Here is a 24,449-nt window from a genome sequence, read left to right on the forward strand (position 1 = left end):
GTGCCGCGTCGCGTCCGCCCAACCGTCGTCCACGCCATTGTGCTGCGGGAGCTGCAGGTGGCGCGGGTCGTCGATGTCACTCCCGGCCTGCGCCGGATCACCCTGACCGGTGATCAGCTGGGCTCGTTCACCGCGGACGACGGTACGACGTTCCCCGCGTTCGCGAGCCACGGTTTCGACGACAACGTCCGCTTGATCTTCCCGTACCCCGGCGAGAGCGAGCCGGTGCTCCCGGCGTACAAGGACGGCAAGTACCGCTGGCCGTCCGACCCGGCGTCGCTCTGGCGGGTCTACACGGTCCGGCGGTACGACGCGCAGACGCGCGAGCTCGACATCGACTTCGTGAAGCACGGCGTGGGCGTCGCGACGACGTGGGCGTACCGGGCGAGCCCGGGCGATCGCCTCCACGTCGGCGGACCGTCGGTCTCGAACGGTTCGGCCGAGGGCTACGACTGGCACCTTGTAGTCGGTGACGACACGGCCATCCCGGCCATCGACCGCCTGCTCGCGGAGCTGCCCGACGACGCGCAGGCCGAGGTCTACATCGAGGTGGCCGAGGAGGCGCACCGGATCGACTTCCCCGCGCGCCCCGGCGTCGAGGTGACCTGGGTGGTGCGGAACGGAGTCCCCGCGGGGACCGAGCCCTTGCTGCTGCAGGCGGTCCGCGCGGGCGGCCGGCGCGACGGTTCGATGTTCGCATGGCTCGCCGGGGAGCAGTCCGTCGTCCGTGATCTGCGGCGGTACCTCATCGAGGAGCGCGGCGCCGACAAGGCCGACATCGACTTCACCGGCTACTGGCGGCGCGCCGAGGTGGTGGCGCTGGACGAGGATCCCGCCCTGCCGGACCCGGAGCGCAACGAGGGGGCCTTCAAGAAGTTCCACGAGATGTCCGAATTGCTGCCGCCGCTGGCGATCCGGGCGGCCGCGAACCTCGGGATCGGCGACTGCATCAGCCGCGGCGTCCGCACCCTCCCCGCGCTCGCGGAGCACACCGGCGCGAAGGAACGCTCGCTCGCGAAGTTCCTGCGCTACCTGCAGGCGATCGAGCTCGTGGACCGCGACGGCGACGAGTACAAACTCACCGAGACCGGCGAGTACCTGACCAGCGAGGCCGTCCTCGACCATTTGGTTGCCGACGGCGTCGACTTCCGGATGACGCAGGCCTTCCACGGCATCGAGGAGGCGGTCCGCCACGATCGTCCGGTGCTGGCGTCGGTCACCGGCCAGGACTGGGGTGCGCTCCGCGGCGAGGCGTCGTTCGAGCACAAGCGGCTGGAGAGCAAGTCCCGGTTCGTGCAGATCCTCGCCGAGCCGCTCGCGAAGTCACCCGCCCTCGCGGGCGCCGGCACGATCGTCGTGCACTCGGTCGGCGCCGGCGTCCACGCCGACAACCTGACCGCGACCCATCCGGAGGCGACCGTCACGATCGTGGCGCTTCCGACCGCGGCCGAGTGGTTCCGCAAGGACCTTCCGACCAGCATCCCGGACGAATCGCGACGGGACCGGATCCGCATCGCCGAGCAGTCGGTGTTCGAGCAGACCGAGCCCGCGGACGCCGTCCTGATCGTCGAGACGCTCGGGCAGTACCCGGACGCCGAGGCGCGGCTGATCCTGCAGCGGGCCGCCGCGAGCCTGGGCCCGGATGGCCGGGTGCTGCTGGTCGAGGCGACGTTCGACCCCGAGGAGCTGGACGAACACGACGCGGAGCTCGACATCCTGCGGCTGACCCTGCACGGATCCGGATACCGCACCAAGGACGAGCTCGAGGCGGTCATCGCCGACGCCGGCCTGAAGCTGGTCGAGACGTCGCTCGTCGGCTGGGGCAACACGTTGCGCGTGCTGGCGCCGTGAGGTGTGGGTGCGGTCCCTGGGACCGCACCACCCACCTGCCGCCGGGTCAGGACGGTACTTCTTCACCCGCCTGGAGCTTCTCGATGACCTCGATCCAGTGCCCCAGCCGCGAGTCCTCGGCCAGGGTGATGAAGTCGATCCGGTCGACTCCCGCGGTGCGCCAGCGCTCCACCAGATCCATCAGCCGGACCGAGTCCATCCCCTGGTCGCGCAGGCTCAGCTCGTAGTCGATCTCCGTGGGCTGGATGTACAGCACGTCGGCGACGTCGGCGATCAGCTGCTCGGTGGTGAGACTCATCAGAACTCCTCGTTCGTTTTCACGGTGGCGATCAGAACTTCCTCGCCGCTGTACGGGCGCAGGCCGTCGGTGCGGCCGGCGAAGTACCGCTCCTCCAGGCCGGTCGCCGAGACGTGCTCGACGTCGGCGAACCCTGCCTGCTTGGCCAGCTCGATGGCCTGGCCGGGGGTGTAGAAGCTGACGAACGGCGTGCCGGAACGCCGGGCGCCCTCTCGGGAAGCGCGCCGGATCGGGACGTCCTCGGGCCGGAGATCCTCGAGCGGCAGGAAGAACGTGAGGATCAGCGAGGAGCCGGCCGGCAGGTCGGCCAGCCGCTTGAGCGTCGCCGACGTGGCCTCTTGGGTCAGGTACATCGTGACGCCCAGCCAGGACACCACCGCGGGACGAGTGGCGTCGAAACCCGCCGCCTGCAGGCGCTCCCACCAGTCGTCGTGCGCCTCGAAGTCGACCGGGACCAGGCGCAGGTGATCCGGGATGCCCAGCCCGAGCTCGGCCAGGCGGTGCCGCTTCCAGGCCTGGGTCTCCGGCTGGTCGATCTCGAAGACGGTCATCGTCGTCTCCGGATGACGCTGAGCGTAGGTGTCCAGGCCGGCGCCGAGGACGACGTACTGATCCACGCCGCGGCTCGCGGCCTCCGCCACCAGCTCCTCGGTCAGCCGTGCCCGCCCGACGATCGTGGCTCGCTGCCCCCGGGAGGCGGCGGGGACCATGTCGGCGCGTTCACGCCAGCCGTCGTCGTCCTGCACCAGCCGGGCCCCCAGCGTGTCCTCGAGGACGCGCGGCAGCTCGTCGACCTGCGTGTGCAGGGCGCGCCACAACGCGGTCCGTACCGCCGTGTTGTCCGGCGTACCGACAACAGCCCCTCCGCCCCGGTCCGGGCTTCCCGTCATGAGCCAGTCCTTCCTACCTTGGTGTTCATGCTCCGTCCGGCCTCCCAGGCGCTCCACAGCCCGCCGTACACGCCACCGGCGGCGACCAGCTCGTCATGGGTACCGCTCTCGATGATCCGGCCGTGCTCCATGACGACGATGCGATCGCAGGTCGCCGCTTGCGAGAGGCGATGCGCGATCACCAGTCCGGTGCGTCCGTGCAGCACCGCGTCGGCAGCCCGGTCCAGCAACCCCGCGTGGGTGGAGCCGGCTTCGGCGGTCGCCTCGTCGAGAATCGCCAGCTCCGGATCAGCGAGCAGGAGCCGGGTCAGGGCGAGCTGCTGAGCCTGCGCATCGGTCAGCGGATGTCCGCCGGTGCCGATCATCGTGTTCAGACCGTCCGGCAGCAGGTCGAGCAGACCGGCCGCGCCCGTCGCGTCCAGCGCGGCCTGGATGTCGTCGTCGGTGGCCGTCGGGGCGCCGAGCGTGAGGTTGTCCCGCAGGGTGCCCGCGAACACATGCGTCTCTTGGGTGATCAACGTCGTCCGGCCGGGCCGGGCCACTGTCCCGTCCTCGGGGAGATGGATGCCGGCGATGACGGCGGCCAGCGTCGTCTTACCGGCCCCGGACGCGCCGACCACAGCAGTCCGCTGCCCGGTCGGGATGTCGAGGGTCAGGTCGTCGAACAGGCGAGGGCCGTCGCCGTAGCGGAAGGCGACCTCGTCGAGCCGCACCGCGACGCCCGTACCGGCGGTCGCGGCCGGCTCGTCTGCTTCCGCCGGAATCGTGGCGACGCCAATCATCCGGCTGAGCGATGCCAGGGCCGACTGGAGGTCGTCGACGACGAACACCAGTTCGTTGACCGGTCCGAGCAGGCGCAGGACGAGCAGCATCGCGGCGGTGGCCGCGCCGACGGTGGACACGTCCGCCCTGATCAGGAAGAAGCCGACGACTAGGACAGTGGCGAGGCTCAGGCACTCGCCGAGGTTCAGGCGGAGGCTCAGCAGGACGCCGACAGCGCGGGCGCGAAGCGTCCACAGCGCGACGTCCCAGGACGCGGCCAGGACGCTGCGGTGCCGCTGCTCGGTGAGCCCGAGCCCGAGCACGGTGGCATAGCCACGCTGGGATTCGAGGATCTGCTGGGCCCGCGCGCTCATCGCCGCACGTTCGGCGGCGTAGACCCGCGGACCGATGCGCAGGTACCAGCGCATGACGAAAACGTAGACGGGCAGGACGACGGCAAACGCGGCGGCGTACGGCCATTCCAGCGCTGCCAACCCGCCCAGCGAGACGACGATGGTGAACGCCGTGACGGTAAGGGCCGGGATGACCGCGGGCGCGGCGTCGGCGACGGCGGTCACGTCGTCGCTGGTCCGGGAGATCAGGTCGCCCGTCCCGGCGCGTTCGACGAGGTGCTGCGGGAGCGTCATCGCGCGGCCGACGAGCTGTTCGCGCAGTCCGGCGAGGATGGTGTGGTAGACGCGAGTGGCCAGCACGATCGTCACCGCGGTTCCGGCCGCGCCGAGAACCGCCGAGAGCACCATCGTGACCGCAACCACCAGCACAGTGCCGAGGTCAGCGGTCCCGGCCCGGACCCGGTCGACGAGGAACCCGATGATGACCGGCGGGATCACGTTGACGGCAGTACTGACGATCCCCAATACGCCGACAGCGACGAGCCGGAGGCGATGCCCGCGGCTGAGCCGCCAGACCTCTTTGGCTGTCTGCTTGCCGCTCGCGACCGGCAGCGCGGCGGATGCTTGGCTCACGCGGTTCTCCCAACACTGACCGGTACGTCGACGACGCGGTCGCAGCTGCTCAGCAAGGCGGGGGACGACGCGATCAGCAGCGTCGAGCGGCCCGCGCGGACGGCGCGCATCCGCTCCGCGATCGTGTGTTCGGTAACCGAGTCGACCGCCGTGGTCGGGTCGTGCAGCACGAGCACCGGCGCGTCGCTCGCCAGGGCGCGCGCCAGCGCAAGTCGCTGGAGCTGACCGCCGGAGAAGCGGTTACCGTCCTCGCCGACCGGAAGGTCGAGATCGGCAGCAAAGTCGTCACAGGCCGCGGCTCGCACCGCCGCCGGCACCAGCTCGGGAGTGGCCGCCGTAACAGTGAGATTGTCGCGAATCGTTCCGCCGAACAGCGTCACCCGGTGCGGTGTGAAGGTGACCCGGGCGCGGTACTCCCGCGCGCTCAGCTCACCCGCCGCGACGCCGTCCAGCCGCACCGCAATCTCGCCGCCGGGCTCGTGCGGGTCCAGCAACGCCTCTGCGATACGGGCCGCGGTCACGTCGTCGGTGCGGACACCCACGAGTTCACCGGGCTCCACCCGGATCGTCGTACCGGGCGTGCACACCTCCAGCACCGGCAGCTGCGCAACCGGCGACGGTACGGCGTCGTCGGGCTCGGGCACCGCGGCGACATCGGACTGCAGCACGTCGAGGATGCGTGCGGACGACGCGCGCGACCCGGCGAGGTTGGGGATGGAGTCGTTCGCGATCGATTGGATCTGCGGCAGCAGCGCCTGAGCGAGCCCGACGGCGGCGATCAGCTCGCCGATGCTCAGCTGACCGTTGACGGCGAACCAGCCCGCCAGCCCCATCACCGCTGCGACGAACACGCCGGTGACCACACCGGAGCCCATCAGGAACCTCCCCAGCAGCCCTGCGTTCCGCTTGGCGCCGACGAGCGTCTCCTGGCTTGCCTGCTGGTATCTGCGGGTCGCCTCGGTCTCAGCACGGATCCCCTTGACCACCCGATAGCCGGCCACCACATCTGTGGCCAGCCCGACCGTGGTGGCCAGCAGCCCTTGGTACTCGCGGGTGTCCCGCGACAGCCGCTCGCTGAGCACACCCATCAACCACACCGCCACCGGCGCCCCGACCAGCACCGCGAGCCCGAGGAGCCAGTGCGTCGTCAGCAGCGAGACGGCGATGAATCCGATGGTCACGACCCGCGCGATCGGCATGATCACCAGCTGAACGCCGTTGGCCATCCGGCCGACGTCGTTGGTCATCAGCGAGACGACACCGCCGTCCGGCGCGTGGGCGCCGCCTGCGACCGGATGCAGCACGCTGGCCGAGAGAGTGCTCCGGAGGCGATGCTGCAGCAGCTGAATGGCGTACGCGGTCAGCTGGATGGCGAACTTCGCAGCTGCCGTCAGCCCGACGTACAGGCCCACCAACGCACCGATCCACAGGACCAGCTGGCCCGCATCCCCGGTAGCCAGCGCCCGGTCGATCGCAAGGCCCATCACCACCGGGACCGCCGCCTCGCCCACCTGCCACAGCGTGGCGGCCAGCGCGGCCGGGACGGTCACCCGCCGTACAGAGAGGATCACACGGAGCAGAAATCGGCCGGCTGTCATCCCGGGATCGGCCGCGAACGGCTGGACGGCAGGTGGGTCAGCGGGCGCCCACGGGATCGCAGGGATGGATGGCGGCACGGCGCAAGGTTAGCCTAACCTTCATTGCTGTGGCAGTGATCGTCACCTCGTCCCAAGAGAAGTGGGTGTGCGTCCGTTGACGGCTTTTGATCGTGTGGAGTTGAGTACGAGCCAGCGGGGCAACTGGGTGGCACGCAAGCTCGCTCCCGAGTCTTCGGTCTTCTGCGCGGGTCAGCTGATCTGGCTCGACGGCACGGTCGATCCGGCCGCGTTCGCCGCCGCGGTCAGCCGCGCATTCGCCGAGACCGATGCGCTCCGGGCCCGTTTCGGCGACGACGACGGCGTCCCGTTCCTGTACGTCGACCCGGATGTGACGCTCCCGACAGAGATCGTCGACGCCACGTACGGCGACGACCGGATCCGGGCGCTGGCCCGCGGACAACTCATGACCGCACCGGCCACCACGGCCGAGCCGGCGACGTCGTCCACGCTGGTTCGCCGCAGCGACGGGAGCTGGGCGTGGATCCTGATCACCAACATCCTGCTCGTCGACGGCTACAGCATCTCGCTGTTCATTCGCCGCGTCGCTGAGATCTTCGCCGGCGACGCCGTGCCCGACGGCTGGTTCGGCAGCCTGCAGAACCTCACCCACGAAGCCGGCACCGACGCAGATCTCGTGTACTGGAACGAGATCCTCGGCATCGAGACCGCCGGCCCGGCGGAGGACCTGTCCGAGGTCTTCGTCTCGTCGAGCCGACCGGTCGCCGTCCCGATCCCGGACGACGCCTATCCGAGGATCCAGCAGCTCGCCCGCGCCGCGCGCGTCACCTGGACCGATGCGCTGATCGCCTTGTGGGGCGTCTACACCGCGCTCGCCGAGAGCCGTGATCACCTCGCTGTCCGGGTTCCGCTGATGCTGCGTGACGACCGCGAGGCGCTGAAAACACCCAGCGCGATCTCACGAGCGATCCCGGTCGTCACCGCGATCAGCCCGTACGACACCGTCAGCCACGTGCTCCAGGTGGTCGCGGACCAGCTGAAGACCTCGCGGCGGCACACAGCTGTCGAAGACCACGAGATCGCCCGCTCCTGGCCGGGCGGGCAGGCGTCGTACCTCACCCTGCCGACCATCAACATCAGGCTCTTCGACTCGGCGTCCAGCCTGGGCGTCAGCGAGACGATCAGCACCGGCCCGGTCGGGTCCCTCGATCTCGCGATCTACCGCGACGCCGACGCCGGACTCCGCCTCGAGTTGTCGACAGGCTCCGCCATCGGCGATACCGCGTTGCATGCCGAACAGTTCGGTCGTTTCCTCGGCGCCGCCCTCGGCGGTTCGCCGACCCTGTACGAACTGATCACCCCGGACACCTCGTCGCAGCCCCAGGGCGAAACGGTCGAGGTGCCCAGGGCAACTGTTGACGAGTTGCTCCGCCGACAGGTTGCGGCCAGCCCGGACGCGGTCGCCATCGTCGCTGCGGACGGCACTCTGACTTACGCCGAGTTCGACGCCCGGGTCAACGCTTTCGCGAACGACCTCGTCGGGCGGGGTGTGCAGGTCGGAGACCGGGTCGCGATCACCATGCCGCGGTCGGTCGACCTGGTCGTCGCGCTGGCCGGCGTCCTGCGCGCCGGAGCGGCTTATGTGCCGATCGATCCGGCCTACCCCGCAGATCGCATCCAACACATCCTCGACGTCGCCGCACCCGCCGTCGTGATCACGGAAGTCCCAGGCGCCAGTGCGGAAACGGCGCCGGTCCTGAACCGGCCGGTGAACGACCTCGATGCAGCCGTCGTCATCTTCACCTCCGGAACGACAGGCAATCCCAAGGGCGTCACCCTCTCCCACCGCGCACTCGTCAACCGCCTCGCCTGGGGCCGGCAACTACTGAACTACGGGCCGGACGACGTCGCGCTCTCCAAGAGCGGCCTCGGATTCGTCGACGCCGTGACCGAGCTGTTCGGCCCGCTGATCGCCGGCACCCGAATCGTTGTCGTCCCCGCCGAAACCGCCCAGGACCCGGCCGGGCTCCTCGACACCATCACGCAGCACCGCGTCACCCATCTGCTCACTGTGCCCAGCCTCGCCGACGTCCTCGTCCGGAACGACGCGCCGTTGACGACGCTCAAGCACTGGATTTCTTCGGGCGAACCGCTCACCCGCTCCACCGCGAACAGCATGCGATCCGCTGCACCACAAGCAGAACTGCACAACTTCTACGGCTCCACCGAAGTCACCGGCGACGCCACCACCGGGCACCTTCAGATCGGCGCCCCGGTCGCCAACACCACGGCGCACGTCCTCGACAGCTGGCTGCGCCCGGTACCGGCCGGAACAACAGGAGAGCTCTACCTCGGCGGCGTCCAACTCGCCGACGGCTACATCGCCGACCCGGCCCTCACCGCCCAGCGATTCGTTGCCAACGACAACGGAACCCGGCTCTACCGCACCGGCGACCTCGCGCGCTGGGACTCCGCAGGACAACTCGAATACCTCGGCCGCAGCGACGACCAGGTGAAGATCCGCGGCTACCGGATCGAACCCGCCGAGATTCGCGCCGCCCTCGAACAGCACCCAGAGGTTTCGGGTGCGGCAGTCGTCGCGTTGGAGCACCCCGCCGGCGGCAAGTTCCTCGCCGCCTACCTGACCGGCGGCGCCGTGCCGGACGAGGAGCTGCGAGCGCATGTCGCCCAGTCGCTGCCGGACTACATGGTCCCCACGACGTACACCCAGCTGGACCGATTCCCCGTTACTGCCAACGGGAAACTGGACCGTCGCGCGCTGCCGCGGCCTGACCTGACCGCAGGTGCTGCTGACGGCCGCGCACCGGAGAGCCACACCGAGATCGTCTTGGCGGGCATCTTCCGCGACGTTCTACAGCTCACCGACGAACTCGGTGCCGACAGCGACTTCTTCCGCCTCGGCGGACACTCCCTGCTGGCCGCCCGCGTGGTCGCCCGCGCCAACGCGCTGCTCGGCGCCGCGCTGACCTTGCGCGATGTCTTCGACCACCCCCGGATCAACGAGCTCGCCCGCATCGCCGACAGCACCGCCGGAGCCGTCGAGACCTCCGGCACCCGGATCGGCGAGCTACCGCGCCCCGCCGTCCTCCCCGTCTCCTACGGCCAGCAATCGCTCTGGTTCACCGAGCAGATCGCCGGCCGCTCGATCTATCGGACCGAGGTCGTGCTGCAGGCAGACGAGCGGCTCGACCTGGATGCGTTGGCAACGGCGGTACGCCGAGTCGTCGCCCGGCACGAGATCTTGCGCACGATCCTGGTGCCGGACGAGGAGAGCTCGTCGCTGCGCCAGGTCATCGCTCCGGAACCCGCGGACGACGCCAAGGTCCTGGAGATCGAACAGGTCGATTCCGGATCGCTCCCCGACAAGATCGCTCAGGTCGCCGCGCTGCCGCTGGACTTCACCTCCGAGTTCGGGCTGAAATTCCATCTGCTGCGCCACTCCGACGGCGATGTGCTGATCGCTTACGGGCATCACATCGTGACCGACGCGGACTCCTTCGGGACGCTGATTCAGGAACTGAACAGGTTCTACGTCGAAGCGGCAACCGGCAAGCCCGCCGAGCTCGCACCGTTGCCGACGCAGTACGCGGACTTCACGGTCTGGCAGCGGCACGTGCTCGGGAGCCGGAACGACCCGGCATCCCGCTATCAGTCGGACCTGCAGTACTGGCAGAACACGCTGTCGGATCTCCCGACGGAGACCGTGCTGCCGCTCGACCAGTCCCGGGACAGCTCCGAAGAACGAACCATCCGGCCTGCCTCGACGTCCCTCACCGGCACCGAGACAGCCGCGGTCGACGAATTCCTGATCGAGCACAAGGCCACTCCGCTGCAGGCCTTACTTGCGGCCTTCTCCCTGGCGCTCTGGGACGAAGGAGCCGGCGAGACCGTACCGATCGGCACCCCGGCCAGTCTGCGCGACCAGCCCGAGTTGCAGGACCTGATCGGCTACTTCGTGAACACCGTCGTGGTGCGTGCCGATATCGACGCCGACGCCGGGTTCGCGCAGATGCTGCTCGGATGCCGCGATCGGATGCTCGAGGCCGCTGACCACAAACTCGTTCCGTTCGAGCACGTCGTCGAGGCGGTGAACCCGCCGCGCCAGGTGGGGATCAGCCCGCTCTTCCAGGTGATGGCCGCCTACGTGGATCGCGGCGGCGACGCCGCGTCGCCGCTGCGGAACTACGTATCGACCGCCGCGGCCGGGCCGCTGGCCGCTCAGCCCGCGCTGTTCGATCTCGTGTCGAGTATCGAACGGCTGGGTAGCGGCGCCTTCGGGGTGAACCTGAACGCGGCCCGCGAGTTGTTCTCGGCGGAGACCACCGCACGGTTGCTGCGGAACACCGCACGCTTCCTGGTACTTGGCGCTCAGCATCCGGACGTGACGGTCAAGCAACTCGCCCAGATTGTCCGGGCCGGAGGCAACGATCTCCCCGCCACCGGTGCGGTCCACCGCTTCCACTTGCCACTCAACGATTTCGACATCAGCGTGGCTCCGCACTGGCGGGTCGCGATCGACCACGTCAGCCACGCCCTGTCGGGCAACTTGCAGTTGGCAATCCGCGACGACGGCACCGGTGAGCTGGTCGGCGAGACGAGCAACCCAGAACTGCTGGACGCGGTCCGGGAGAAACTCACCGAGCTGGTCGCGGCCTACCAGGCAAGCATTCCGATGGTCGTCACCTCGGCCCGAATCGCAACCGAGCACAGCGACGACGAGCTGACCGCCATCGTCGACGATCCGTTCTGGGAGGACTGGGTCGACGAACTCGCTGATGCGACCGACACGGTACTGCGGCAGCGCGGCGACTCGGCTGCTTCGAGTGGTACGGCCAGCCGTGCCACGTCCACCCTCGCCGGAACTTCGCTGCGCTCCGTCGTACTGACGGCGGTCGCCAAGGCGTTGGCTGAGATCGCCGACGGTGATCTGCTGGTCGAGCTCCACGAGTCCGGCAGTCCCGGATTCCCTGTCCGGCTTGATGATGGCGACGTGATCGGGCTGAGCCCGGAGCGAGCGGCCGAGTACGCCGTCCTGGCCGGGCACCCCCGGTTCAGCCGCTTCTTCGACGATGTTCCGACGCCGCGAATCCGGGTCGGCATCTTCCGGAGCGACGCGGAGCTGATTCTCGAACCTGCCGAGGACGGGCTCGACATCCAGGTCCTCATTGCCGCGGACGCCGTCCGCGTGTGGGCAGCCTCGGCGTCCACTGCCGATGTCGATGCACAGGCGCTGGCCGCCGCGATCGCCGAGGAGATCAGCGGCGTCCCGGCGCCTGGCCGCGAGCGGCGAGCCGCGTTCACGCTGCGACGCGCTGACCGGGTCACGCTCACGCCCGGCGAAGAAGAGTCCATCCGCGCCCGGTACGGGCGCGACGCCCAGATCCTTCCGCTCGCCCCGCTGCAGCGCGGGTTGTTCTACCACCTCCTGCGGTCCCAGGAGTCCGACGACCACAACACCTACGTCTCGCAGATCACCCGGCAGCTCGTGGGAGCGCTCGATCCCGAGCGGATGACGGCTGCCATCACGAGCGCGATGGACAGGTACCCCAACCTCCGGGCCGCGTTCGTCCCGCCTGGGGACGTACAGGTGATCCCGTCCGGCGTCGAGGTCCCGGTGCGGGTGATCCGGGACCACGCTATCGATGTCGAGCAGTTCCTCACCGCCGAGCGCGGTGAGCCGTTCGACTTCGAGACGCCGCCGCTGATTCGCTTCACGCTGCTCGAACACGGCGACGACGCGTGGACGCTGGTGATGAGCTTCGAGCACATCCTGCTGGACGGCTGGTCCATCAACTCGCTGCTCACCGAGATCCTCAGCATCTACGGCGATCCCGGGTACGTCGATCGGGTGCCCCCGGCGTCCTTCCGCTCGTACCTGGACTGGGTCGACGACCAGGACCCCGGTGCCGCCTATCGCGCCTGGGACGACTACCTGGCGGAGGTGACCGGCCCGACGCTGCTGTGCCCGGACTTCGTCGACCGCGGTGACGCCCAAGGCGAGATGGGTGAGCTGAACCTCGATCTCAGCCCGGCCGAGGCCGCGACGGTGTTCCAGGCCGCCCGCGACGCCAAGGTCACGGCAGGCGCCCTGCTGCAGACCGCCTGGGGGATCACGCTCGGCCGGCTCACCGGTAGCAATGACGTGGTCTTCGGCAACACCGTCTCCGGCCGGCCGCCGGCGTTGGCGGACGCCGACCGCATCATCGGACTGCTGTTCAACACGGTCCCGATGCGGGTGAACCTGCCGCCGTTCGCCACCAAGCGGGAGCTGCTCGCTCAGGTCCAGTCCGAGCTGCTGGGCGTCATCGACCATCCGCAAGCCGCTCTGACCCAGATCCAGACCAATGCCGGCGTACCGGTTCTGTTCGACACGTTGTTCGTGGTGCAGAACATGCCGTTGGCCAAGACCGGCGGGAAGGACATCGGCGGGTTGGAGGTCGTCGGCGCCAAGGTCGACGACGCGACCCACTACCCCGTCACGTTCGCGGTCGACCCGGAGGAGCGCGACGGAGCCGCGACCGTACACGTGCGGTTGTCCTACCGCCGCGACGTGTTCGAACCGTCGGCCGCGGAGTTGCTGCTCAAGCGCTACGTCCAGGTCCTCGTCTCGCTCACCGGACGGCTCGACGAGCCGGTCGGCATGCTGTCCGCGCTGTTGCCGACCGAGACCGACCCGCACACGGGTATCCCCGCTGATCTCGTCCGCGAGATCGAGCCGGTCACGGTCGCCGAGTTGCTGAACCGGCAGGTGCTGGTGTCCGCGTCGGAGACGGCGCTGGTTGCCGGTCCGCGCCGGTTCACCTTCACGGAGTTCGCCGCCGAGGTGAATCGCTACGCCCGCCTGCTCCTGGAGGAGGGCGTGCGTCCTGAGCATCGGGTCGCGCTGCTGCTACCGCGTGACGAGCGCACGGTCATCGCGATGTTCGCGGTGTTCGCGCTCGGCGCCGCCTACGTCCCGGTGGACTGCGAGCTGCCGGACGAGCGGATCAACTACATGGTCGAGGTCGCCGAACCGACCGTGACGCTGACGACCGACCGCGACGTGGACCGGATCACCGGCGCTGCCGGCCAGGTGATCAACCTGGACTCGGCGACGATCCTGGATCGCCTCGCACGGACCGCTCCCGATCCGATCACGGACGCCGAACGCGGCGGGCCGGTCTCGCTCGACAACCTCGCGTACATCATCTTCACCTCGGGAACCACCGGACGGCCGAAGGGCGTCGCCGTCGGCTACCGCGGGCTCACCAACATGTACGTCAACCACGTCGAGAAGATCTTCGATCGAGTCGTCGACCACCAGCTCGGTCGCCGGATGAAGATCGCGCACACGACGTCCTTCTCCTTCGACGCCTCCTGGGAGCAGCTGTTCTGGCTGCTGAACGGCCACGAGGTGCACGTCATCGACGAGGAGATGCGCCGCGACCACCAGCGGCTGCTGGCGCACTACGACGAGGTGTGCATGGACGGGTTCGACGTGACCCCGTCGTACGGGCAACTGCTCGTCGAAGAAGGACTGCTCGACCGCGATCGTCCGGCCGGCCGCTCCGTGGCTTCCGACGCGCCCGGTGTCGTCTTCGTCTCCCTCGGCGGCGAGGCCGTCCCCGACCGGCTGTGGCAGCAGCTGCGCGACGCACCCGGGGTCGAGTCGTACAACCTCTACGGACCGACCGAGTACACGATCAACGCCCTCGGCGCTGACCTGGCCGACAGCACGACGTCGAGTGTCGGGACGCCGATCTTCAACACCCGGGCCTACATCCTCGACGAGAACCTGCAACCCGCCCTGCCCGGTGTCGCGGGTGAGCTCTACCTGGCCGGCGAGGGAACCGCGCGTGGCTACTGGGGCCAGGCCGCCATGACCGCCGAACGTTTCGTCGCCTGCCCGTGGGAGCCGGCCGCACGCATGTATCGCACCGGCGATCTCGCGCGGTGGAACGACGACGGGATGATCGACTACCTCGGTCGCGCCGACGAGCAGATCAAGATCCGCGGTTACCGGATCGAGCCGGACGAGATCCGGGACGTCGTCCAGGAGTTCCCCGGGATCACCCGGGCCGAAGTGGTCGCCTTCGAGCACTCGACCGGGCTGCAGCTGGCTGCCTACTACAGCACCATCACGGACGCCGACGTCACCGAGCCGTTGCGCAATCACCTGGCCAAGTTCCTGCCGGACTACATGGTCCCGGCGGCCCTGGTCGTGGTGGACACCTTCCCGCTCACCCCGACCGGGAAGCTGGATCGCCGGGCCTTGCCCGCGCCGGACGTGGCGGCGTCCGGAGTCAGCGCGGGCCGGGAGCTCGAGTCGGAGACGGAGCTCGCGGTGGCCGCGATCTTCCGGGCCGTGCTCGACCTCGACGAGGGTCTGGAGCTCGGAGCCGCGAACGACTTCTTCCGGCTCGGCGGGCATTCGCTCGCGGCGATGCGACTGGCCTCGCAGCTGAATCGCGCCTTCGCGGTGAACATCGCGATGCGCGACGTCATCACCGCGTCGACGATCGGCGAGCTGAGCTCGGTGATCGATCGGAAGCTGCATCCGGACGCCGATCCCGAGGTCGGCATCACCGCGATCGCGACCCGGCTCACGCCGTCCCGGAACGGCCGCAACGTGTTCTGCGCCCACCCGAAGTTCGGCGCCTCGTTCATGTACGCGGAGCTGTCGAGCTATCTGCCGGACGGCGTCGGGCTGGTCGGCCTCGACGATCCGGCGATCGCCGGTGTGGACATCGAGTTCGACGATATCGACGATCTCGCCTCGACCTATGCCGACGTCATCCAGGAGCTGCAGCCGGCCGGCCCGTACGAGCTGGTGGGGTGGTCGTACGGCGCGCACATCATGTTCGCCGTGGCGCGCCAGTTCATCGAACGCGGCGAGCGCGTCGAATCCCTGGTCATCGTGGACGCCATGCCCGCCGGCGCGGAGAACGCCGCGGAGCGCCTCGAGCGACCGGGGACCGCCGAGTCGATGCGGGACGAGATGCTGAAAGCCTTCGGTCAGGAGGCGTACGACGCGTTGCTCGCCGACGCGCAGCAGCTCAAGGCTGTCGAGACGGCCGGGCTCCGGTGCGACGTCCTGACCGCGGCGCCCACGCGCGGCACGCTCGACATCCGGACGCTCGTAATCGCGTCGTCCGCGACACATGGCGCCCGGATGGCGGAGCTGGGTCGAGAGGACGCGCTGGGCTGGGACAGCTACCTGACCGACTTCTCCTTCTTCGTCGCCGCGGACGAGGACCACCAGTCCATCCTCGAGCCCGACTCCGGGATTCCGAAGTGGGGCCCGCTGCTGGCCGAGCTACTGCTCAGGTGACGGCGGCGGCGTCCTGAAGGCTGTCGAACAGGGCCGCGCGGCGCATATAGGCACGCGCGGTCCCGAACTCCTCGGCGGTCCGGCGCAACTGGTCGAAGTTGCGCCGCCGCACCTCGGGATCGCGCTCCTCCAGCAACCGCTTGTTGGCGATCGTCTGCGCCTGCACGTAGTTCACCGCGGCATGGCGACGCTGGCGGCTGTAGAGATCCAGCAGGTCGTCACTCGCGCCGGCGATCACCTTGGCGAGCTTCTCGGTCAGATTGACGGCGTCGTGGATACCGCCGTTCATCCCCATCCCGCCGATCGGGTTGTTGACGTGCGCGCTGTCGCCGGCGAGCAGGATCCGCCCGCGGCGGAAGCTCGCGGCCACCCGCTGGTTGACGCCGTACACGTCGCGGTACTCGACGTGGTACGCGCCGGCCTTCGGGAGGAACTTCTGCAGCCGCTGCTCGACGCGCGCCGGTGACAACGCGGTGGCGTCGTCCTCGTCGGCGGGGATCGGCAGGATCACCCGCCAGAGCCCCGCGGGGGACTCACCGCGCACCTTGAAGACGTTGGCCCACTCGTTGGGGTCGGAGAAGTAGTTGCGGAACGACAGATTCGGCTTGACGGCCTGCAGGTCGAAGCTGGTCGCGATCTTGATGAACCGCTCGGGATAGGTGAAGCCCTCGAAGTCGATCCCGGCGAGCTTGCGGACCGTCGATCGGCCGCCGTCACAGCCGATCACGTAGGCCACCGACAGGCGTTCCGGCCCGGCCGCTGAGGTGTACTCCGCCTCGATACCGTTCGCGGTCTCGGTCAGGCCGGTCAGCGTGTGCGCGAACCGGACGTCGAAATCGGACTCGTTCGCGTACTCCGCGGCGATCGCGGCGGTCAGCTTGTACTGCTCGAACTGCAGCACGTACGGGAACCGGACCTCGTTCGCGAGCCGGCCGAGATCGAACTCCGCCACGACCTCGCCGGTCGGCCGGTCGTGGAAGCGGTAGGTGCTGGAGACCAAACCGTGCGCCATGATCTTCTCGGTGACGCCCAGCTCGTCGAGCATCTCCAGCGTGCTCGGGTGGATGGTCGCCGCGCGCTGATCCTTGACCGGCGCCGGTTCGGACTCGAGAACGGTCACCGGTATGCCCAGCCGGTTCAGCGCCAGCGCGCAGACCATTCCGACCGGGCCGGCTCCGACGACGAGGACACGTGTCGACATCCGGCTAGTTCAGCTCGCGCTGGAGGCGCTTGCTGACCTTGCCGACGGCGGTGTACGGGAACTCGTCGACGACCTCCACGACGTCCGGGAGCTTGAACGTCGCGAGCCCCTTGTCGCGCAGGAACTGGCGCAGCTTGCCCAACGTGAGCTCGGCCGCGCTCTCCGGCGTCCGGGGGATCAGGTACGCCTTGACCCGCTCGCCGAGCACGTCGTCATCGATGCCGACGACCGAGACGTTGTGGACGCCGTCGTGCGTGAGCAGCGCGTTCTCCAGCTCCTCAGGCGCGATCTTCTCGCCGCCCCGGTTGATCTGGTCCTTCGACCGGCCGACGACCCGGATGAAACCCCGCTCGTCGCGCTCGACGATGTCACCGGTGCGGTAGAAGCCGTCGCTGGTGAAGGCCAGCGCGTTCTGCTCGGGGTTGCGGTAGTAGCCGCGGATCACCGACGGCCCGCGGGTCAGCAGGTGACCAGGGGCGCCCGGCGGCACTTCGTTGCCCTCGTCATCGATGACCTGGATCTCGTCGGCCGCCGAGGCCGGCCGGCCCTGGTAGCGCACGCTGGTGGCGCGGTCGACGTCCGCGGGATTACTGACGACGAGCCCCTCCCCCATCCCGAAGCTCTGCGACAGCTGGACGCCGAACTCGGGCTCGACCCGGCTCGCCACCGCTTCGACCAGTTTCGCGCCGCCGCACATGAGCACCTGCAGGCTGGACAGGTCGTAGGACTTCCGCAGCGAGGAGTTCAGCCAGGCCAGCAGGATCGGCGGGACCAGCGAGACACGGGTCACCCCGTGCTTCGCGATCAGCGGGAACGCCGTGTCGGGGCTACCGTTCGGCGCGATCACGATGGTGGCGCCGACGCTGAACGCGCCGAGGAAGCCGGGCGAGCGCGTCGACATGCTGTGGCAGATCGGGATCACCAGCAGATGCACGGTGCGCTCGGTGATCCCGCGTTCCCCGACGCTGCGCCGCAGCGCGTAGCCGTACGTCTGGTGCGTGTGCGGCATCAGCTTCGGGACGCCCGTCGTACCGCCGGACATCTGCAACAGCGCGACGTCCTGCGGGTTGCAGCGGCGCGCGTGCGCGAGCGATCCCTTGGACTGCAACGCTTCGTACTCGGCGCCGCCGCCGTCCCGCTCGAGGACGACGGTGTGCTCGAGATGCGACCAGCGCTGCTTCAGCTCGGCGGCCATCGCGGCCAGATCGGTACCGCTGTCCGAGGCGACGGTGATGTACGCACGCGCCTCGCCGATCTCGATGAAGTGCTCGATCTCGGCCCGGCGGTGCGCGATCGGGGCGACGATCGGAACCGCCCCGATCTCCCACAAGGCGAAGACGAAGGCGATGTACTCGTAGATGTTGGGCAGGTGGACGACGACGCGGTCGCCGCGGTCGATCCCCAGCTCCTGCAGGCCGGCCGCGAGGCGCAGGACCTCGTCCGTGAGCTGCGTGTAGCTCAGCTCGGCCTTGCGGTCGATGACGGCGAGCTTGTCGGGAAACCGCTCCGCGGTGGCGAACAGCAGCTCCGGCAGCGTCTGGTCCCGCCAGTATCCGGCGGCGACGTACTCGGCTGCCGTCTCCGGCGGGAACGGAACGACCCCGTCAAGGGCCAGCGGTTCGATGCTCATTGGTTTCCCTTCGAGGAGCTGCCTCCCAGCCCGTAAAGGGTAGGCTACCCTAACGAAATGACCGGCCGGACCGGGATCTCAGCGCTGCTGCCGGACGTCGTCGAGGTCGTCGAGCGGACCAGCGACGTCCCCCTCAGCACCCTGCTGCCGCAGGAGGACGCGGCGATCGCGCGCGCCGTACCGAAGCGGCGCGCGGAGTTCGCGACGGTCCGCTACTGCGCGCGGCAGGCGCTCGCGCGGCTCGGACATCCGGCCGTGCCGATCCTGGCCGGGAAGAAGCGCGAACCGATCTGGCCTGACGGCGTCGTGGGCAGCCTGGCGCACTGCGATGGATACCGTGCTGCGGCAGTCACGAGCGCACCGGGTATCGCCTCGGTCGGAATCGATGCCGAAGTCCATCAGCCGCTTCCTGATGGCGTCGACCGCGCGGTCACCGTTGCCGGTGAGGTGCGGATGCTGACCAGGCTCGCGGCCCAGTACCCCACGATCCACTGGGGCCGGGTGTTGTTCAGCGCCAAGGAGAGCATCTACAAGACGTGGTATCCGCTGACGCGGGCCTGGCTCGACTTCACCGACTGCGAGCTCGTCATCGACCCGGAGGACGGCACGTTCACCGGGCGGATACTGCTCCCCGGTACGACGATCGCCGGATTCGACGGCCGATGGACGGTCACGGGCGACCATGTGCTGACGGCGGTTCATCAACCAAGGAAGTCGATCAGCACCTGATTCACCTTCGCCGGCTGCTCGAGGTAGCCGAAATGGCCGGCGTCGGGAATCTCGACGTACTGCGCGCCCGGTACGACCTCGGCGACCTCACGGGCCAGGTAGGTCGGGATGACCCGGTCGTCCGCGAAACCGATGACCAGCAACGGCTTTGCGATCGCGCCGTACGCCGTCAGCCGGTTCCCGAGCTGGGCGGAGATCTCGAGCTGACCGCGCCGGCCGGCGTCCATCGGTCCGGACGAGTAGGCGAGGACGTCGAGCCAGTCCCGCGCTTTGCCCGCATCGGCCAAGGTCGCGGGCGAGAGGTTCAGGATCGCGTCGAGCGCGGCCTTGTACTCGGCCGGCAACACCACGGACGTATCGAAGAGCAGCCGCTCACCGGCGGTCAGACGCCGATTCACTTCGTCGAGCCGTCCATGCGCCGCCATCGCCACTACGCGCCGGACGAGCTCCGGCCGACTCAGCGCCAGCTCCTGGACGACGCGTGCACCCAGCGAGGTTCCGACCACATGCGCGGGGCCGCCGAGATGCTCGATCAGTTGTGCGAGATCGTCGACCAGGTCGTCGATCGTCATCCGGGGAAAGCCGTCGGCCACCGGCATCGGGCTGATCCCGCGGGCGTCGAATGTCACCACCCGGTAGCCGGCGCCGACCAGCGCCGGGACCTGATGCAAGGTCCAGACGTTGCCCTTCGCGCCGGTCCCCATCACGAGGACGACCAGGTCACCCGCGCCGGCGACGTCGTACCGCAGATCGAGGTCGCCGACCGACAGGAGCGGCATCAGCCCAGGTTCAGCACCGCGTCGAGCCCGACCGTGACGCCGGTCAGATTCGGGACGGCGCGCAGCGAGGTGAGCACACCGGGCATCAGGGACTCGCGGGTGACGGAGTCGTAGCGCAGGCGCAGAATTTCGCCGTCGACGCCGAAGAGCACCTCTTGTGACGACATGAACCCGCGGACCCGGACCGCATGGACGGAGACGCCCTCGATCCGCCCGCCGCGCACGCCGTGCGGGTCGAGGTAGGTGGCGTCCGGCGACGGGGCGCAGCCCGCTTCGGCGCGCGCGCGACCGATCAGCTCGGCCGTGTGCTGCGCCGTCCCCGAGGGCGCGTCCACCTTGCCCGGGTGATGCATCTCGATGATCTCGACCGACTCGAAGTACGGGGCGGCCTGGGCGGCGAACTTGGCCATCAGCACCGCGCTGACCGAGAAGTTCGGGACGACGAACACCTTGACCTCAGGATGGTCGACGAGCGCGGCCCGGATCTGCTCCACGGACTGCTCGTCGAAGCCGGAAGTCCCTACCACCACATGAATCCCGTGCTTGATGCACCACTGCAGCTGCTCGTGGGCGACATCCGGCGGCGAGAACAACAGCACGATCTCGGCGTTGTTGTCGACGATGTCCTGGACGTCGTCGTCGATGTCGATCTCGGCGACCACGGTCAAATCGGAGCTGGCCTCAATGGCGCGGACCGACGCCACGCCCATGCGCCCGCGGGCCCCCACCACAGCAATTCGATTCATATGGATAGCCTAACCTAAGTTGAACGCCCCGCTCCAGTGTCCTGAGTCTCACCCAATGAGACCCGGGAGCGGGGCGAACAGGCCTCAGCCCAGGCGCGCCGACAGCTGGTCGGCGGCCCCGGGCACCGGCTCGGCAAGGTCGTTGCCCAAGGCAATAATGCGGTTGTTCTCGTCGACGTGGACGACCTTCGGCTCGTAGCCGACCAGCTCGGACTCCTCGGCCTGGACGAACGACATGATGATCACCAGGTCGCCGGGGTGGACCAGATGGGCCGCCGCGCCGTTGATGCAGATCTCGCCGCTGCCGGCCGGTCCGTTGATGATGTAGGTCTCGAGCCGGGCCCCGTTGGTGATGTCGACGACCTGGACCTTCTCACCCTCGATCAGGCCGGCGGCCCGCGCGAGGTCGACGTCGAGCGTCAGGGACCCCACGTAGTGCAGGTCGGCCTGGGTGACGGTGGCGCGGTGGATTTTCCCGCCCAGGACTTCGCGAAGCATGTCCGGCTCCTCTATCGGTTGGTGGTGGAAACGTGGTCGCGCAGCGACTTCGGGCGGATGTCGGTCCAGTGCTCGTCGATCCAGTCGAGTACTTCCTGGCGCGGCTTGCCGCCGGGTTCGCCGTACGCGATGCTCCAGCCGGCCGGGACCGGCTTGAACGTCGGCCACAACGAGTGCTGCTCCTCGCCGTTGATCAGCGCGTAGAAGGAACCGTTGTCGTCGTCGAACGGGTTCTGAGCCATCAGTACTGCTCCTCGGCAGGTAGTCGTTGCTGGGCGGCGTGGTGATCCTCGGTGATCGCGCGCAGGATGTCGGCGGCGCGGATCGCGACGTTGGACAGCAGGGACGACGTCAACCCGTGACTGTGCTGGACTCCGCCGTTGAGGAAGATCCGCTCGGGCACGCTGGGCAGCCGCAGCCGGTAGTCGCGTTCGACGATCGGGAGCTCACCCTCGAACGAGGACGACGCGTCGATCGTCGGCCCGAGCATGCCGCGGGTGTCGGCGGCCCGGAACCCGGTCGCGAAGACGGCCGCGTCGACCTCGACCGTGCTGCTGCCCCGGTCGCCCAGGTCGCGGATCGTCGCGGTGACCCCGTCGGGCCCCTCGCTCAGCCGCTCGATCTCGGTGACCCGGTGCACGATCAGCCGGCGGACGCCGCGCGTGCTCTCGTCGTACTCACGCCGGTAGAGGTCTTTGATCAGGTCGGCATCGACGGCGGAGTAGTTGGTCTGCCCGTGATAGTCGAGCAGCTGCTGCTTGAGCTCCGGCGGCGCCGTGTAGAACTCGTCGACCGCCTCCGGATCGAAGATGCGGTTGGCGTAAGGCGTGTCGTCGGACGGCGAGTAGCCGAACCGGCGGAAGGACGCGTGCACCTCCGCGTCGGGGTACGAATCGTGCAGGTACGCAGCGACCTCCGCCGCGCTCTGCCCGGACCCGACGACGAGGAATCGGCTGTGCGGCCGCGAGGGCAGCTTGGCCAGCCGATCCAGCAGCTGATGATTGTGGAACACCCGAGCGCCCGGCACGATGCCCGCCGGCAGCACCGGCCGGATACCGGAGCCGATCACGACGTTGCGGGCCGCGACTCGCGTCACCGCCGAACCGCCGTCCACGGACTCGAGCGCGACCTCGAACCGCTCGCCGCTCCAGTCGATCCCGGTCGCCCTCGTGCCGTAGGAGACCGGAAGGGCGATCCGGCTCGCGGCCCAGCTCAGGTAGCCGTGGAACTCACGCCGGGTCGGGAAGAACGTCTTGAGATTGATGAAGTCGGACAGCCGGCCCTGCTCCTGCAGATAGTTCAGGAACGTGAACGGGCTGGTCGGCGTCCGCAGCGAGACCAGATCCTTCAGGAAGCTGATCTGCATCGTCACGCCCGGCAGCAACATCGCGTCGTGCCATCCGAACCGCGGCCGGACGTCGACGAACCGTGCCGTCAGCGGCCGCTCGTCGGCACGGCGATCGTTGAACTCCTCGATCGCGATCGCCAGGCTCAGATTCGACGGCCCGAAGCCGATCCCCAGGATGTCGACCTCGGCACTCGACTCATCCATCGCGCCCCACCCCCTCATCGAGGGGTGACGATAGCATCAACAACTTAGGCAAGCCTATCTTTAGTGGTCTCATGAGACGTCTCACGCGAGCGTGCCCGCCCGGCGCCCGATCACCATTCCCGCCGTCAGGCCGGCGCCGGTCGGATAGTTGCCGCTGAAGAGTCCGCCGAGGGTCTCACCGCAGGCGAACAGACCGGGGATGGGCACGTCCGATCGGTCCAGCACCCGGCCGTCGACGTCCCCGCGGAGACCACCGAAGGTGAAACTGATCCCGCAGGTGACCGGGTACGCGTAATACGGCCCGGCCTCGAGCGCCGCGGCCCAGTTGCTCTTGACCGGCTGGACCGACGCGCAACGACCGTCCTTGATCGTCGGATCGAGCGGCCGGCTGGTGTCGATCGACGCGTTGAACTCCCGTACCGTCCGCACGAATCCGTCGACGTCGACGTCCATCGCCGCGGCCAGTCCTTCGAGGCTGTCGGCGACCACCGGTTCGATCCCGGGCATCTCGTACTCGTACGCCGCCAGCATCGCGCGCGACGTCGCGTCGAACACCTGGAAGGCCACCGATCCCGGCTGATCGAGGATCACCTTGCCGTACTTCGCGTACGTGTAGTTCCGGAAGTCCGCGCCTTCGTCGAGGAACCGTTGGCCGCGGCGGTTGACCACGATGCCGAGCGGGTAGCCGTACCGGCTGAGCCGGTTCGTCAGCGTGCGATTGCTCTCGTTCTCGGGGAACGACGCGTCCCACGGAACGCTGTGGCAAGTAGACCAGTCGCCGCCGCGGTCCGCGCCGATCTCCAGCGCCGCGCCGATCAGGTCGCCGGTGTTGTACGGCGTCCCCCGCACCTTCGCGTGCTGCCAGCCGTCACCCAGATACCGCTGACGCCATTGCGCGTTCGCCTGGAAACCGCCGCTGGCGATCACCACCGACTCCGCCGCGAGTTCCTGATCACCGATCCGGACGCCGACGACCGCATCGCCGTCCGTCATCAGCTCGGTGACGGCGCAGTCGTAGCGCACCTCGACCCCGAGCCGCGCCGCGATTCGCTCGTGGACCGCCATCAGCCCGGGGCCGCCGTCCACATTGCTCACATGCGAACCGCCCCAGAAGACGAAGCTCCCGTCGGGCTGCTGATGCGCTTGCCGGTCGTACATCAGCTGGAAGCGCAGCCCCAGCCCATGGAGCCAGCGGACGGCATCCCGCGAGCCGTCGACGACCGTTTCGGCGAGCTCCTTGTCACCGCGTCCGCCGGTGACCCGCTCCAGATCGTCCAGGAACTCCGCCGCCGAGTACGGCGGGACCTCGGTCCGCGCGTGCCGCTCGTCCGGCTCGAGAACCTCGATCAGATCATCGAGCCCGTCATGCACCATCCGGGTCGATCCGAGCGTGTAGTAACTGTTCCCGCCGGCCTGCGCTCGTGGCGCCTTCTCCAGCAGGACAACGCGTCGCCCCCGCTCGGCCGCCGCATGCGCCGCGCAGTAACCGGCGTTCCCGCCGCCCACCACCACAACCTCCGGATCACGCATGCCATGAGCTTAGCCTTACCTAAATTGAATGGTCATGTGTTCTCGACCAC

General features: G+C 68.9%; 15 protein-coding genes. 3 read left to right on the top strand and 12 right to left on the bottom strand.

Features of this window, described 5'->3' with window-relative positions; all coding sequences use genetic code 11:
• The gene (locus tag ACZ6ZD_RS00095; RefSeq protein WP_465666711.1) at window positions 1-1,851 is read left to right on the top strand and encodes an SIP domain-containing protein; all 1,851 of its coding nucleotides are present in this window, start codon (window positions 1-3) and stop codon (window positions 1,849-1,851) included.
• Between the two features lie 46 nt (window positions 1,852-1,897).
• Here the strand turns inward: ACZ6ZD_RS00095 and ACZ6ZD_RS00100 are convergent, their stop codons facing one another.
• Genes ACZ6ZD_RS00100 through ACZ6ZD_RS00115 form a run of 4 tightly spaced genes read right to left on the bottom strand, consistent with a single transcriptional unit; the run spans window position 1,898 to window position 6,463 of the window.
• Entirely contained in the window at window positions 1,898-2,149 is a 252-nt protein-coding gene (locus ACZ6ZD_RS00100; protein ID WP_465666713.1) for a phosphopantetheine-binding protein, read from the bottom strand.
• Window positions 2,149-3,039, bottom strand: a complete 891-nt coding sequence (locus tag ACZ6ZD_RS00105; protein WP_465666715.1) for a class I SAM-dependent methyltransferase — start codon at window positions 3,037-3,039, stop codon at window positions 2,149-2,151. Before ACZ6ZD_RS00105 ends, ACZ6ZD_RS00100 begins: the two co-directional genes overlap by 1 nt.
• Window positions 3,036-4,787: an ABC transporter ATP-binding protein gene (locus ACZ6ZD_RS00110; protein ID WP_465666717.1), complete on the bottom strand. Its 1,752-nt coding sequence runs from the start codon at window positions 4,785-4,787 to the stop codon at window positions 3,036-3,038. The genes ACZ6ZD_RS00105 and ACZ6ZD_RS00110 overlap by 4 nt, the downstream gene beginning before the upstream one ends.
• The gene (locus ACZ6ZD_RS00115) at window positions 4,784-6,463 is read right to left on the bottom strand and encodes an ABC transporter ATP-binding protein (RefSeq protein ID WP_465666719.1); all 1,680 of its coding nucleotides are present in this window, start codon (window positions 6,461-6,463) and stop codon (window positions 4,784-4,786) included. Before ACZ6ZD_RS00115 ends, ACZ6ZD_RS00110 begins: the two co-directional genes overlap by 4 nt.
• 100 nt (window positions 6,464-6,563) lie before the next feature.
• Here ACZ6ZD_RS00115 and ACZ6ZD_RS00120 point away from each other — a divergent pair, with 100 nt between their 5' ends.
• Window positions 6,564-15,734: an amino acid adenylation domain-containing protein gene (locus tag ACZ6ZD_RS00120; RefSeq protein WP_465666721.1), complete on the top strand. Its 9,171-nt coding sequence runs from the start codon at window positions 6,564-6,566 to the stop codon at window positions 15,732-15,734.
• Here ACZ6ZD_RS00120 and ACZ6ZD_RS00125 read toward each other — a convergent pair.
• Complete coding sequence (locus ACZ6ZD_RS00125) at window positions 15,727-16,935, bottom strand: FAD-dependent oxidoreductase (RefSeq protein WP_465666723.1); 1,209 nt, start codon at window positions 16,933-16,935, stop codon at window positions 15,727-15,729. The genes ACZ6ZD_RS00120 and ACZ6ZD_RS00125 overlap by 8 nt on opposite strands.
• A gap of 4 nt (window positions 16,936-16,939) precedes the next feature.
• On the bottom strand, window positions 16,940-18,565 hold the full coding sequence (locus ACZ6ZD_RS00130) for a (2,3-dihydroxybenzoyl)adenylate synthase (protein WP_465666725.1): 1,626 nt from the start codon (window positions 18,563-18,565) through the stop codon (window positions 16,940-16,942).
• 57 nt (window positions 18,566-18,622) lie between these two features.
• On the opposite strand from ACZ6ZD_RS00130, the gene ACZ6ZD_RS00135 reads away from it, so the two are divergent.
• Window positions 18,623-19,294 (top strand): 4'-phosphopantetheinyl transferase family protein, encoded by a 672-nt coding sequence (locus tag ACZ6ZD_RS00135; protein WP_465666727.1) that lies wholly within the window; start codon window positions 18,623-18,625, stop codon window positions 19,292-19,294.
• On the opposite strand, the gene ACZ6ZD_RS00140 is transcribed toward ACZ6ZD_RS00135, so the two are convergent.
• From ACZ6ZD_RS00140 to tcuA, 6 genes are all read right to left on the bottom strand, one after another.
• Complete coding sequence (locus tag ACZ6ZD_RS00140) at window positions 19,267-20,073, bottom strand: alpha/beta fold hydrolase (RefSeq protein WP_465666729.1); 807 nt, start codon at window positions 20,071-20,073, stop codon at window positions 19,267-19,269. The genes ACZ6ZD_RS00135 and ACZ6ZD_RS00140 overlap by 28 nt on opposite strands.
• A complete protein-coding gene (gene dapB, locus ACZ6ZD_RS00145; protein WP_465666731.1) occupies window positions 20,073-20,819 on the bottom strand; it encodes a 4-hydroxy-tetrahydrodipicolinate reductase in 747 nt (248 codons plus the stop codon). Before dapB ends, ACZ6ZD_RS00140 begins: the two co-directional genes overlap by 1 nt.
• 84 nt (window positions 20,820-20,903) lie before the next feature.
• A complete protein-coding gene (panD, locus tag ACZ6ZD_RS00150; protein ID WP_465666733.1) occupies window positions 20,904-21,317 on the bottom strand; it encodes an aspartate 1-decarboxylase in 414 nt (137 codons plus the stop codon).
• Between the two features lie 11 nt (window positions 21,318-21,328).
• A complete protein-coding gene (locus tag ACZ6ZD_RS00155) occupies window positions 21,329-21,559 on the bottom strand; it encodes an MbtH family protein (protein WP_465666735.1) in 231 nt (76 codons plus the stop codon).
• A complete protein-coding gene (locus tag ACZ6ZD_RS00160) occupies window positions 21,559-22,869 on the bottom strand; it encodes a lysine N(6)-hydroxylase/L-ornithine N(5)-oxygenase family protein (protein ID WP_465666737.1) in 1,311 nt (436 codons plus the stop codon). Before ACZ6ZD_RS00160 ends, ACZ6ZD_RS00155 begins: the two co-directional genes overlap by 1 nt.
• A gap of 81 nt (window positions 22,870-22,950) precedes the next feature.
• Window positions 22,951-24,399 (bottom strand): FAD-dependent tricarballylate dehydrogenase TcuA, encoded by a 1,449-nt coding sequence (gene tcuA / locus ACZ6ZD_RS00165; RefSeq protein WP_465666739.1) that lies wholly within the window; start codon window positions 24,397-24,399, stop codon window positions 22,951-22,953.
• Window positions 24,400-24,449: the final 50 nt, after the last annotated feature.

The sequence above is a fragment of the Kribbella sp. NPDC104218 genome (genome assembly GCF_055584105.1).

What these genes read in the sequence shown, in the direction of transcription:
- ACZ6ZD_RS00125 (WP_465666723.1), bottom strand. Translation starts at nt 16,935, where the DNA reads ATGTCGACACGTGTCCTCGTCGTCGGAGCCGGCCCGGTCGGAATGGTC.
- panD (WP_465666733.1), bottom strand. Translation starts at nt 21,317, where the DNA reads ATGCTTCGCGAAGTCCTGGGCGGGAAAATCCACCGCGCCACCGTCACC.
- ACZ6ZD_RS00160 (WP_465666737.1), bottom strand. Translation starts at nt 22,869, where the DNA reads ATGGATGAGTCGAGTGCCGAGGTCGACATCCTGGGGATCGGCTTCGGG.
- ACZ6ZD_RS00130 (WP_465666725.1), bottom strand. Translation starts at nt 18,565, where the DNA reads ATGAGCATCGAACCGCTGGCCCTTGACGGGGTCGTTCCGTTCCCGCCG.
- ACZ6ZD_RS00155 (WP_465666735.1), bottom strand. Translation starts at nt 21,559, where the DNA reads ATGGCTCAGAACCCGTTCGACGACGACAACGGTTCCTTCTACGCGCTG.
- ACZ6ZD_RS00105 (WP_465666715.1), bottom strand. Translation starts at nt 3,039, where the DNA reads ATGACGGGAAGCCCGGACCGGGGCGGAGGGGCTGTTGTCGGTACGCCG.
- ACZ6ZD_RS00140 (WP_465666729.1), bottom strand. Translation starts at nt 20,073, where the DNA reads ATGCCGCTCCTGTCGGTCGGCGACCTCGATCTGCGGTACGACGTCGCC.
- ACZ6ZD_RS00100 (WP_465666713.1), bottom strand. Translation starts at nt 2,149, where the DNA reads ATGAGTCTCACCACCGAGCAGCTGATCGCCGACGTCGCCGACGTGCTG.
- dapB (WP_465666731.1), bottom strand. Translation starts at nt 20,819, where the DNA reads ATGAATCGAATTGCTGTGGTGGGGGCCCGCGGGCGCATGGGCGTGGCG.
- ACZ6ZD_RS00135 (WP_465666727.1), top strand. Translation starts at nt 18,623, where the DNA reads ATGACCGGCCGGACCGGGATCTCAGCGCTGCTGCCGGACGTCGTCGAG.
- tcuA (WP_465666739.1), bottom strand. Translation starts at nt 24,399, where the DNA reads ATGCGTGATCCGGAGGTTGTGGTGGTGGGCGGCGGGAACGCCGGTTAC.